Raw genomic sequence first — 13,145 nt, forward strand, 5'->3', positions numbered from 1 at the left:
AAAATTAGATTTGAGAATTTAGACTTAAGATTATTTCAGAATCTGGACCTTCATATTTTCGGCAGCTTTTACAGGAACTGTTGTCACCAAAAGTTCACCTTTAGCAAGACCATTAAAAATCAAAGTATTTTCGTTTCTCTTAAGCACATTAATCTGCTTCTCTTTTAACATATTTCCCTCAACAACAAAGACTCTATTAGATCGAAACACAGCATTTCGAGGAATTTCCATAACCTGATCAATCAGCTTACCTTTAAACTTAGCAGTCAAATATTGACCTTGATAAAGTTCGCTATTATTCGTTTTAAGTCCCACAAAAACGGCAATTGATTGAGTTCCTTCATCAACAAATTCAGATTTACGCAAGAGCTTCCCTGAAGCCACTTTCTCTCCATTCGATGCTAAAACATCAACCTGATCGCCAATTCGTAACCATTTGATATCCTCTGGTTCAATAGGCACTTGTAATTCCAACTTGCTAGACTCAATAAGACTCGCAAGCTTTGATCCCATACCGGCAACGGCACCAATCTGAGTATTTACTTGAACATAGGAACCCGAGAATGGCGCATATATACGATACTTCGAAATTTTAACTTCACTAGATTTAATAGCATAATAATCGCCCAAGATATTTCGACTGGCCAGGAATACCTTTTCCTTTCCAGTAGTCATTTCGGGTAACTCTGGCATCGCCTTTTCCAAATCGATGGCATTAAAGAAATCCATCCATGCAGTAAATCTATCCGTATAATCAATACGAATATCAGGCAAGCTTTGAGCTAGTTTATTCAGAAACTTACTTTTCTGAGCTTGAAGATCCATTTGAGCATCCTTATCGTATATCTGAATTAGCAAATCACCTTTCTTAAATCGCTGCCCCACTTTCAATGGCACGCCGACCTCAACAATTCGTCCTGGAACCTCTGAACTCAAATTTACTTCCATGTTCGACAATAAACGTCCTTTCTCTACGATAGGTGATGCAATAGCCTGATAATTGACTTGTTCGACTTTCACGAAAGGCACTTTCTTTCGGTTTAAATCTTTTTGTGGTTGCTTTTTAAGGCTCTTTAAACCCAGCATACCAGCGTAAGCGAAGGCTAATATTAGAGCAACTGAGACGACAATAACGACTTTTCGATTCATCTATTGATAGTGTTTTATAATTTCAATTATTTAAAGTACTAAAGTAATTCTATTTTAGTTTAAATCGCATCTACATATCTTAAGGACTTGTTAAAATTTCAAGAGTCAGCAAAGACTTATGTAGTGTCTTAATGTCCTAAATTAGATATAAAGAGATTGATTTCAAATATTTATTGATAACAATAACTACTTAGAACAACAGACATATAACTGATAATTATCCCTTGTGCTAAAAACTCCATTTTAATCGCATAAAAAAAGCTTGCCCACTATCTCCATATTCAGTAAAATCATCACCGAAAAAATGCTGGCCAACAAGTAAAAGATCCAGATTAGTCACGAGTGAATAGCCTAAACTGGGATTCAAAACAAAGGAGCCATCCGAAGGATTAGAAATGACCGATAAGGAAGTCGTAAACAGAGGGGTAAGCGGATAGGAAATCTGGCCAAACAGAGCATGTTTTCCTCGACTCAATCCCCGTGGAGAAGATTCTACTGGTGCCAATAAGCCCGTATGAAAAATTGGATCGTTATTACCCGTACTGTTGTATAAAAATCCTGCATGCAGCATCAGACTATTAGAGAAACTGTAGTCGCCCGAAACAGAGGCAAGAAAAGCTTTATTCCCTCTATTTTCTCTAGGAATGAACCAGGTGAATTCACCTCGAAAACCTCCCCCATAAATATCACCAGCCCATCCAGCTCCAAATATCAGATCTTCTTCAACCCATCCTCCTAATAATTGGAAGTCGTAATTCCACTTATTAAAACGAAAACGAGTTGCCAATGCCCTTTCATCACTATCCTCCCCGATTTGATAAACTAACTCAAGAGAAGAGGTCTCACTGGTATAATATTGCACTTTTAGGGCGTCTGTTCCGGGGCGTTCCTCATAATCAAAATTCAAAAAGGAATAGGTATTGAAGACATCATTGGGGTTCCAAACCAGATTCATTCCCCAGTTAATTCTCTGCCGTCCAAAACGGATCTGCCAATCTCCAATAGAATAGTCCAGATAAACACGGTCGATCATAGAATGTAACACAGCACCATCACTATCTATCGCAAGAGTAGAGAGATTCCAGAAACCATTATCCTGATCAATGAACTGGCTATAGCCTGGGATGTCGCGAACCAACTTGCCCGTGAAAAATCGATTCCTCATCTCTGCCACAAAAACACAAGAGGACGAGGGATACCATTTAAAGTTAAGTCGATTGTGCAAGAGGTTCTGATTCGTCCAGCTTTGCGTTGGTTCAGCATAGTAGATCATTTGCATATCCTTCAGATAACCGTCCATAGACCAGTTCTTATCCTGTCCCAGGAGGAAGTCGGAAAAGAAAAGCATAACAATTATGATCAGATATTTACGCATAAGGTAAAATGGATTTTATATGCTATTCGGGGCAATTCGTTCATCGCTCACCACGCAACCATCCTCAATGGTGATTACTCTCCTGGCTTTCCTCACTACTCGGGAATCATGTGTCGAAAAGATAAAAGTAATCCCCTCTTCCCTATTCAGTTTCTCCATGATATTGAGCAAATTCTCCGTCGATTTTGAATCCAGGTTTGCAGTGGGTTCATCAGCCAGCACAAATTGAGGTCGGGAAGCCAAAGCTCTGGCCACCGCTACACGCTGTTGCTGTCCACCAGAAAGCTGGGCTGGTCGATCATTCACACGATCTCCCAAACCAACTTCATTCAGAAGCTGTTGAGCCCGCTCTCGCCTTTCAGTCTTACTTTGACCTTGCAGTTGAAGGATAAACTCTACATTTTCGATAGCCGTAAGTACTGGAATCAGGTTATAGGACTGAAATACAAAACCAATGTTTTTTAAACGAAAATCGATTAGCTGACGAGAGGATAGGCTTGCAATATTCTTCTTGTCGATAATAACCTCTCCTTCAGAAGGCACATCAATTCCTCCCAAGATATTCAATAGGGTGGTTTTCCCCGAACCAGAGGGGCCTACTATGGCGGCAAACTCACCCTTTTCAAAACTTAAAGCGATACCATTCACTGCATACACAGGAACTTTGGTTTCAGTGTACACTTTCCGAATATCTTTTACTTCGATAACTGCCATTATTATTTCAATTAGAAATTGATAATTACAAATTAGTTACTATTCCATCCTCAAAGCCTTTGCCGGCTGATAACGCAGAACTTTCCATGCCGGATAAACGGCAGCACCAATTCCCATCCCGACAACCATGAAACCAATAATAAAATAGAATTTCGACTCCAGTTCGGGGTATACTTGTGATGCGTAGCCAACCGATTCGAATCCTTCGGCAAAAAAGCCTAAATCGATGCCTGCATGGTTAAAATATTCAATCAAAACAAAGCTGACACCTACCCCGGAAATTCCTCCTACCAGGCAAAGGAATATGCTTTCGAGAATGATCATTCGAAACACCCTACCCCGATTCATGCCTATAGCCATAAGCATACCCAATTCACGGATTCGCTCCATCACAACCATCAGCATGGTGTTCACAATGGCAAAACCAAGAGCCGCCAAAATGATACTCATGAAAATGATGAAATACTCCGCCATAAAATCGGTTACCATAGCCAGGTCGGGCTGTATCTTTCGCCAAGTCAAAAACTGAAGCTCCTGACTTTTTTTTTGCAATTTCTCACTAAACGTTTGGGCTGAATCTATCTGCTTTAGCCATAAGGCCAGTTCGTTCACATGCTCATCCTTATATTCAGATATTCGGACCAAATCTGATCGTTTAACAAATACCTGTCTCTGATCGAAGGCTGAATTGTTGGTTTTATAAATCCCTGCAATACGGAAAGCTCCACGCGCAAGCTCTCCTTCTCGTGGCTGGAAAGTAAGAACTATTTTCGACCGAAGTCGAACTTTTAATTTTCGGGCAAGTTTCTCTCCGATAAGAATCGGATTCCGTCTCCCCTCCAAATAGGAGCCCTCCACCAGGCTTTCATGAATTCGGGTCACCCTTTGTTCCTCATCCGGCTGGATACCCAAAATCATTATCCCTGCTCCCGACTGAGCAGAACTGGCCATGCCGGGCATTCTCAAACGGCTACAAACAGCTTCCACTTCGGAAGATATCATTAATTCCTTCTGAAATTCCGCAGCATCTGGCACGACATATTGCATCTCGTAGTTCTCAGTAAACTTTGGATGATGAACCTGAATGTGTGAAATCTCATTTTCAATGATGTTTTGTACCCTTTGATTTATCATGCCGTACATCATTGCCATTGAAAAGATACCACCTACCAATCCAAGGCTAACCGAAACAATTACCACAAAGCTTCGCAGTTTGTTCCGCCAAATATTTCGCCAGGCAATAATTAAAAGCATAATCTGTATATCAATTTAATGGTTCAATTTTAATTACTAATACGGGATATCATCTACTTTTCAGAGCATCAACTGGTTCCAGTTTTATCACCTTAAAAAATGGGTACAGTCCCGTTATTAGGGTTATTATTAATACCACGATAGCCTGATTAAGATAAAAAGAACTCTCCCAGGCAAAGGGCATAATCGGTTCCATACCAAAACTCTCAATACTGGCAGCCGCATCTCCGGTAAGGCGAATGGGATTTAAATAATAATAGTAGATAAAAGGCATACTTAAACCTGATCCTAATATAATCCCTATTACACCCAGCATCAAGGTCTCAAATAAAACGACCAAAGCCAACTTAAACTTTTGCATGCCAACAGCTACCATCACACCAAACTCACGAATCCGCTCAATGGTCATCATCATGATGGTTCCCATAATACCAAAAGCAATAATCATGTATAGTATGCCCAACATGATCTGTCCACTTGCATTATCCGATTCAATAATTTGGACGAGTTCGGGCATCATTTCTTCCCAGCTCATCACCTCATAAGATTGCGACAGAGTTTTTCTTATTGCATCCCTGGTTTGGAGTATGGTTTTAGGTCTATGCCTGTCCAAAAGCACAACATAAGACGTCAATCGTTTCTCCGTTCCAAAAAAAGCCTGACAATCTTCCAAATTCATATACACCAGCTGTTTGTTCAATTCGGGAGATGGAAAATGCAAAATCCCTTTCACTGCATATTTTCCGGCTGCACTTACGCCATGGTAGCCTTTACTAATCAGTACTAGCGTATCGCCAAGTCCTAGTTTCAGATAGGAAGCCAATTTCTCAGCCAGCATCACTTTACCGTCTCCTGTTTCCAGATAATTCCCATCCACAATTTTTTCGGAGAGTCCTGTAAATTCATCCTCCTTTTCTGGAATAATGCCTGTTAAAAGGGTGCCTTTGGTCACATTCTCAGAGGAAGCCAGAGCAAAAGACTCCAAGCGTGGAACCAGTCCTTTTACATTCTTTAGTTCGCTTATCTCTCCCTCGGGAAATTTACTGGCATCTAAACTTTCGTCAATGGTTTTCTTATCCCAGTATTCGGTCCCATGTATCTGAATGTAACCCGTATAGCTGCCCACAACATTATCTACCATATTGGCATAGGATCCCTTTTGCATGGATCGCATCACGAGGGCAAAAAACATGGCAAACAGAATAGAGCTTATCGTGATGATAGTCCTTCTCTTGTTACGCCACAAGTTGCGCCAGGCCATTATGATATAAGTTATTCCCATATGATAACTGACAAATAAATTATGTGATTAATTTGAATTACCGAACCCGTTTCATATTCTGTTGACTAAAAAAACTCTCTTTTATATCAATGTTAAATTTCACATTTCTGAACTCGAAAATAGTTTTGTTACCCTCCTTGTCCACAGGAACCATTTCCATTCGCGTAGGAATTTCCCTATCATCCATTTTGCGAATATCGAACAGGTTCTCTACATTAATCAGGTATGAATCTTCATCGTAATATTCTGTTTTAAGGCGATGATAATCTTTCGTACTAATCCACATCACCAGCTTGCCCCATACTACAGGTGCCTCTTCTTTAGGATACATTGAAATTTTGTAACACGTGTAGCCCCGAATATCTTCCTTTCCGGATAGTACATGGCTATAGTCCTTCAAAATTGAAGACTCCTTCAACAAATCGTCATTGGTAAAGTCGGAGCCCATCCAGGATTGCATCATCATCGAAGGTGGTATTTTAATCAAGCGTTCGATGGAAGGGACCCAATTCCACATGTCTTTTTCCCTTTTCAGAAAAACCTGCCCCTTCTCCCTCGCCGGAGACGTAATATAGATCATTGAATACTCAGTGCCTTTAGACCAGGATTTCATGATTACCGTTCTCGACCAGGTGGGTCGAACAATTGTCATGCTATATTCGCCCTGACTGCTAAGTCCACGCATTTTTTCATCTGCAATCTTCACAATTTCCTTTGCCGTAACACTATCTTTCTGAGCCAAGCCCGGAAAGGTCAACAAACAAAACAAAACCGCTATTAATATGACAAACAAACTATGCTTAAAGACTATAGTGAATTTCATATATCAAAATATTAGGAAGTGCAAAGAACGGGAGAAACTGAGATGGAGTAGACTAAAAGAACTCCCCATTGGGTTTCATTCCTTAAGTAATTTACGAACTATGATTCAAATCAGACAAACTTTATAATTAATATTTTCATAAATACTTAATTTAGTACGCTTTATCCTGAGACTGTCGTCTTATCTTAGCAGTTGGAATCCCCCGATTCTCCTACCCGCTTAAAACAAAATATTCGGAATTATAGCAACGGAGAAGAAACTTATTAAGCTATGGCTTTTCAGATGCAGATAAGGGAACTGGACATGAATGAGGAAATTGATTTTATGAATGCTATCGTGATCAGAACAGGATTAGCAAGAAGGCAGCTTTCAAAGCCTTCGATTTGTGGCTAGTTACCTACACAATAAATTTAATTAAGCGAATTCTGGTCGATAGAACATGATAGAGAAATAATCTACAACGGAGTCCGAAGCTGTGACATCGCCTGAATTCCCTTGGCGAAGGACCTTCACCTTTACATCCTTATGTAACAATTGTAAATATTCTACGAGAGTCATGATAGGTCCAAAACCACAAACTGAAATACGGTGCCGTGTAACTTCATTAAAAATCTGCTCTGCATTCAGTTTCAGAATGGCTTGAACAACCAAGTGATCGAGTTTAAATCCCAGATCGGGAGAGACGTAATGAGAAAAATCAGAAGAAGCCAAAACTAACAACCTACGTTTAAGAAACTTATTAGCTTCAGCTATAGAAAGAGCTAAGTTCCGGGCACATTCTAAAGTTTGATGATTCATACATATGGGTAGAATTTTGAAACCTTCACGCAAAAGTAATTGGAGGAAAGGGAGCTGAACCTCTGCGGAATGCTCCGCTTGATGGGCCACTGTATTCATAGGTAATTTCAACATCTTGCCAAATTCAACATCCACTTCAACTTTTCCTAGTGGGGTTTCCCAGGCATCACTTCCCGCCACACTCACTTCCTCTTCCAAATAAGCAGAATGATTGGGATTGAGAATAATAATCGTATCAAATTGAATTTGAGAATATCGGATCAATTCATATAAGTGAATCGCTTCATAGCCAGAATACATATAACCAGCATGAGGCACAATTCCTCCCAATATATGATTCTTACCCAGAGAATAATCAATCAGCTTAGCTTCTTTGCTTAAAATATGCTGAACCAGTCCCTTTATTCTTTCTGGCTGCTTTGGATAGAAAGTACCTGCAACTGATGCTCTCCTTACTTTCATAATATCTTAGATTTTCATTTTCGTAATCTCAACAAATAACGATTTGCTTCTTGCATGCACTACAATGCCCCTTTTCCAAGCCAATCACCTCAACCATATAGTTAAAACGACGCACTAAATCCTGTCCGCAATGATGGCAAGAGGTATCATTTCCAAACCGGGTGTTCACATTACCCAAATACACATAATTCAGATGATCTTTAGCAATATCGTAGAAACGATACAACAATTCTATTGGTGTGGGATCTATAATCAATTGGTAGGCAGGGAAAAAACGGGAAAGGTGCAAAACAGTGTTTGGTCCCAGTTCACCTGCTATCCAAACTACGAGTTCTTCAAACTCTTTGTCTTTACTATTCAAACCAGGAATCACCAAATGCGTTATTTCCAGATGCTTGCCACTCTTTTGTACCGTCTTCAAGTTTTCCAATACAGGATCTAATTGTGAATGCGTGTATTTTTTATAAAAGCCTCTCCTAAAAGCCTTCAAATCAATATTAAAAGCATCCATATATTCTAACAACTCATCAAGTGGCTCAGGATTAATGTAGCCATTGGTCACCATAACATTCTTCAAATCGTTCAGCTTCATCTTGCGAGCCAATGCAATCATAGATTCAAAAAAAACGGTTGGTTCATTATAAGTATAAGCAACACCAATGCAAGGCTTGCTTTCTCGTGCGATCTCCAGAATTTCTTCATCTGAAAAGGGTCTCATATACGGGTAATCGCCTGGAATAGCTTGCGAAATCTCATGATTCTGACAAAACTTACACCTCATGTTACAGCCTTTTGTACCAAGAGACAAAATTGAGCTAGCTGGAAAGAAATGATAAAGAGGCTTTTTCTCAATGGGATCCATATGAATGGCTGAATACCTGCCATCGACATCCGTAAAAAGGATGCCATCCCGATTCATACGGACATGACAGACACCACGAAGACCTTCAGATATTTCACAGTAATGAGGACAAAGGGTACAACGTACCCTCTGATTACTCAGGGTTTCATAATATTGGGCTCTTTCCATAACTAAAGGTATACTTGCGTATACGAAAGGGAATGAGGCTGGGTTTCAACAAATGAGCTTGATTTGTGATTTAAGACTAGTAATTATAACATTTTATCATCCATAAAGGTTTTTAGTCGATTATGGATAAAATATTCCCATCCGCCCTGACAGCTTTCTCGAGTAAATTCAGGTATGGATTGAGGAAAACTATTGATAAGGATATGACTAACACGTAAGCTTGATCCTCCCTCTGTTATAAAGGTTTCAAAACTAACGCAGGACTCACCTTCGTAGCCTTCATATTTCCAGGAATATACAATCTTTTCCAAAGGAATGACTTCGGTAATTTTCCACAAATGCATAAAATTTCTTTCTCCAGACTTCACATTAAATTGAGTCTCAAAACCAACTTCAGCTTTAAATGATTCGATATTCTCAAAAAACCAATGCTTCATTTGTTCCAACTCACTTATGGCTTTCCAAAGCTGACTGACAGACACATGAAAGCTTTGCTCAACAACAACTTTACCATTATCGATATTCATAATTTACTCGATTTCCATTTATAGAAGATAAAAAAAACTCCCTGGAATCAGGCCGGGGAGTTTGTAAACGTTTATTTTTTCAGAAGATCACGAATTTCACCTAACAAAACTTCCTCTTTAGATGGTGCGGGAGGCGCAGCTGGGGTTTCTTCTTCTTTCTTTTCCATTTTTGCTTTCATTTGGTTATATCCTTTAACAAGCATAAAAATAGCAAAGGCCACAATTAAGAATGTAATAATTGTATTAATGAACAAACCATAACTTATGGCAATTTCTTTTACGCCATCACCTGCACCTGCAATAGATTCAGGAACGGCAGTTTGCATTATATATTTCAAATCAGCAAAATCGACACCTCCCATGAGCTTTCCAACGGGTGGCATAATAATATCATTGACTAATGATTTAATAATTGCACCGAAATATAGAGCCATAATTAAACCTACAGCCATGTCGAGTACATTCCCTTTTGTAATAAATTTCTTAAATTCATTCATGATTTAATTGTTTGGTTATTAAACACAAACAAAAAGTTACGTATCTTTTTAATAACTAACAAGATATTAAACAAAAACGCAACTCTTTTTATTCATGAAATCTTGCTATTATACTTAAGTTTTCCTAATAAACTGGACTTATAAAAAGCTAAACCTGGATATCTTTTATAACAACTTCATATTAGCCTTTTTTGCCCATCTCATGATCAATGAATTTGATCCTTTTCCTACTTTATCAATGATCTTACTCTTGATTTCCTATTTCACTGGATAAAAAGTTCGACCTTAACTCAACTAATCCTTCTTTAAAGCCCATTCCACAGCCTTTACAGCATGTAATGTTGTCGTATCAAAGGTTGGAATATTCACATCCGAATCCGAGATTAAAAGTGGAATCTCTGTACAGCCTAAGATCACACCTTCAGCCCCTCTATCCTCCAGATTCTTAATGATAGTTTGATAAACCTGTCTCGATTCATCCTTGATTTTACCTTGAACCAATTCGCCATAGATAATCTGATGCACCTGTGCTCTTTCTGCATCATTAGGAATAATAACTTCTATACCAAACTGATTAGAAAGCACCTCCTTATAAAAATCTTTTTCCATGGTAAACTTGGTGCCTAGTAAGGCTACTTTCTTAATGCCTCTACTAACAATCTCCATACCTGTAGCTTCAGCAATATGAAGAAAAGGAATTGAGATATTTGCCTTGATGGCCGGACTACATAAATGCATAGTATTGGTACACAAAACAATGATATCAGCTCCAGCTTTTTCTAGTCGTTTAGCGGAGTCAAGCATAATCTCATCTAACTCTTCCCATCTATCCTCGTGTTGAAGCTTCACAATCTGATCAAAATCGACAGTATCCATCAAACTTTTACAAGAGTGAAAACCACCCAGAACTGCTTTCACTTTCTTATTAATCAGTTCGTAATAAACGATTGAAGATTCCCAACTCATGCCTCCTATTAATCCAATTCTTTTCATGTTTATTAGCTTAGTTTATAGCTGCCATTTATTAAGTCAGATTCTTCGACTTATTCAGCAATATATAAATTTACTAGTTTTCTGCCAGTCATCCCTGATCTCGAGCATATTTTTAAAGTGTAAGTTTATCCGTTCATCCTGTTCAGATATATGATAATCGATTTTCTCTTTTTTATATGATCTTCGATTATGAAAATACCCTCACATGCCTCTATCTTTGATCTTAAAGATTAAAATATAATAACCTACATATTTAAATAAAATGAACATGAAGTTTAAACAATTTAAGGGGGGTATCATCATGACCCTTTTGGCTGCGACCATGTGTTTGCAAGCTACAGCACAGGTAAATTACAAGACTCGTGAAGAGATTCCAGCGCAGTACAAATGGAACTTCTCTGATATTTATGAGAACTGGGACGTTTGGGAAGCTGATTTCAAGTCAATGTCTAAGGATATTGAAGTGATGCAATCCCTAAAGGGAAAGCTTGGTGAGAATGCTGATAATTTAGTAACACTTCTTACTGCTCAAGAAACGATGATGAAGAAAGCTTATAAAGTTTATCAGTTCGTTTCATTCCAATCTACTGTTGATGGGAAAAATATGGAACTACAAGCTAAACTGCAGCAAGTGGGTATGTTCTTTGCAAATATGGGAATGACAACAACTTGGATTTCTCCTGAGATGATCAAGATTCCTGAGGCTACAATGAAACAATGGATTGCTTCAACACCAGCTTTACAACCTCATGCATTTGACTTAATGGATATGTACCGCATGCAGAAGCACGTATTGGATGAAGAAATGGGGCGTTTGGTTTCTTTCTTTTCTCAATCATCAGGTACTGCAGGTGATGTTTTTACAGCTCTTTCAACAACTGACATTGAATTTCAAGAAATTGAATTATCTGACGGTAAAACAGTAAAAGTGACTCCTGGTATGTATTCTCATATTACTAGCACAAACAAGAATCAGGAAGATCGTAAGAAAGCCTATGAAGCTCTTTACGATGTTTATTACAAAAACAAGAACACTTATGCTTCTATTTATAAAGGTATCATTCAATCAGAATGGGCAAATGCTCGTGCTGCAAAATATGAGTCTTGTTTAGATGCTTCATTGGAAGGTAACAACATTCCTAAGGATGTTTACTTAAACCTAATCAACACGGTTAGAGAAAACACGGCTCCTGTACAAAAATACACGAAGCTTCGTAAGAAGATTTTAGGTCTTGAAAAATACTACGGTTTTGATGGTTCAATGAGTTTGGTTGATTTCGAGAAAACTTACCCATACGAAGAGGCAGTTGAGGTCGTGACTAAATCAGTTCTTCCTTTAGGAAAAGATTATCAAGCTAAATTGAAAAATGCGACTGCAAGCGGCTGGTTAGATGTATATGAAAACCCTGGTAAGCGTGGTGGTGCATTTTCTGCTGGTGTTTATGGTGTTCACCCATATATGCTATTAAACTACGATGAGACTCTAGAGTATGTATTTACTTTGGCTCACGAGCTAGGTCATACCATGCACACAACCTTGTCTAACGAAACTCAGCCTTTCGCTACTCATGGTTATACAATTTTTGTAGCTGAGGTTGCTTCTACTTTCAACGAGCGTTTGCTTTTAGATCATATGATGAAAATCACTAAAGATCCTAAGGAGCGTATTGCTTTGTTGAATCAAGCAATTCAAGGTATCATTGGTACTTTCTATGCACAGTCGATGTTTGCAGATTTCGAATATCAAGCTCATACAATGGTTGAGCAAGACAAGCCAGTAAATGCTGATATTTTTGCTAAGCTTTGGGGTGATATTGCACAAAAGTATTACGGTGATGTTTCTGAGAAAACAAAATACTCAAACTACCCATGGACTCGTATTCCTCACTTCTACAATTCACCTTACTACGTTTACCAGTATGCAACTTGTTTTGCATCATCGGCTAAATTGTACACAGATGTAACTGAAGGTAGCAAGAAAGATAAGAAAGCGGCTTTAAAGCGCTACACAACTCTATTGCAATCAGGTGGGAACGATTTCCCAATGGAGCAGTTGAAAAAAGCAGGTGTTGACTTGTCGAAACCAGAAGCGATTTTAGCTGTAATTAACCAACTAGATCAATTGGTTGATCAACTGGCTGTTGAAATTGAAAAGCTAGAGAAATAGTATTTCTCAACTCGAAATAGCTCAAGGCAGTTCCTTTTTGGAACTGCCTTTTTTTTATGCAGCTAGAAATATCT

Annotated in this window: 12 protein-coding genes; 1 reads left to right on the plus strand and 11 read right to left on the minus strand. The window is 38.6% G+C overall.

Annotated elements, in window-relative coordinates:
- Positions 1–30: 30 nt before the first annotated feature.
- From ACXR6G_RS17765 to ACXR6G_RS17815, 11 genes are all read right to left on the minus strand, one after another.
- Entirely contained in the window at positions 31–1,149 is a 1,119-nt protein-coding gene (locus ACXR6G_RS17765) for an efflux RND transporter periplasmic adaptor subunit (protein WP_458362797.1), read from the minus strand.
- A gap of 229 nt (positions 1,150–1,378) precedes the next feature.
- Positions 1,379–2,524: a hypothetical protein gene (locus tag ACXR6G_RS17770; protein WP_458362798.1), complete on the minus strand. Its 1,146-nt coding sequence runs from the start codon at positions 2,522–2,524 to the stop codon at positions 1,379–1,381.
- 15 nt (positions 2,525–2,539) lie between these two features.
- On the minus strand, positions 2,540–3,205 hold the full coding sequence (locus tag ACXR6G_RS17775; protein WP_458362799.1) for an ABC transporter ATP-binding protein: 666 nt from the start codon (positions 3,203–3,205) through the stop codon (positions 2,540–2,542).
- A 72-nt stretch (positions 3,206–3,277) separates the two neighbouring features.
- Entirely contained in the window at positions 3,278–4,492 is a 1,215-nt protein-coding gene (locus tag ACXR6G_RS17780) for an ABC transporter permease (RefSeq protein WP_458362800.1), read from the minus strand.
- Positions 4,493–4,541: 49 nt separating this feature from the next.
- On the minus strand, positions 4,542–5,753 hold the full coding sequence (locus tag ACXR6G_RS17785) for an ABC transporter permease (protein WP_458362801.1): 1,212 nt from the start codon (positions 5,751–5,753) through the stop codon (positions 4,542–4,544).
- A gap of 58 nt (positions 5,754–5,811) precedes the next feature.
- Positions 5,812–6,597: an outer membrane lipoprotein-sorting protein gene (locus tag ACXR6G_RS17790; RefSeq protein ID WP_458362802.1), complete on the minus strand. Its 786-nt coding sequence runs from the start codon at positions 6,595–6,597 to the stop codon at positions 5,812–5,814.
- Positions 6,598–7,011: 414 nt separating this feature from the next.
- Positions 7,012–7,857, minus strand: coding sequence for an AmmeMemoRadiSam system protein B (gene amrB, locus ACXR6G_RS17795; protein WP_458362803.1), 846 nt, complete (start codon positions 7,855–7,857; stop codon positions 7,012–7,014).
- A 28-nt stretch (positions 7,858–7,885) separates the two neighbouring features.
- A complete protein-coding gene (amrS, locus tag ACXR6G_RS17800) occupies positions 7,886–8,887 on the minus strand; it encodes an AmmeMemoRadiSam system radical SAM enzyme (RefSeq protein ID WP_458362804.1) in 1,002 nt (333 codons plus the stop codon).
- A gap of 83 nt (positions 8,888–8,970) precedes the next feature.
- On the minus strand, positions 8,971–9,414 hold the full coding sequence (locus ACXR6G_RS17805; protein WP_458362805.1) for an SRPBCC family protein: 444 nt from the start codon (positions 9,412–9,414) through the stop codon (positions 8,971–8,973).
- A 71-nt stretch (positions 9,415–9,485) separates the two neighbouring features.
- Positions 9,486–9,911, minus strand: a complete 426-nt coding sequence (gene mscL, locus ACXR6G_RS17810) for a large-conductance mechanosensitive channel protein MscL (protein WP_458362806.1) — start codon at positions 9,909–9,911, stop codon at positions 9,486–9,488.
- A gap of 294 nt (positions 9,912–10,205) precedes the next feature.
- Positions 10,206–10,904 (minus strand): aspartate/glutamate racemase family protein, encoded by a 699-nt coding sequence (locus ACXR6G_RS17815; RefSeq protein WP_458362807.1) that lies wholly within the window; start codon positions 10,902–10,904, stop codon positions 10,206–10,208.
- Positions 10,905–11,172: 268 nt separating this feature from the next.
- On the opposite strand from ACXR6G_RS17815, the gene pepF reads away from it, so the two are divergent.
- Positions 11,173–13,071: an oligoendopeptidase F gene (gene pepF, locus ACXR6G_RS17820; RefSeq protein ID WP_458362808.1), complete on the plus strand. Its 1,899-nt coding sequence runs from the start codon at positions 11,173–11,175 to the stop codon at positions 13,069–13,071.
- Positions 13,072–13,145: the final 74 nt, after the last annotated feature.

It is taken from the genome of Ancylomarina sp. YFZ004, assembly GCF_054254355.1.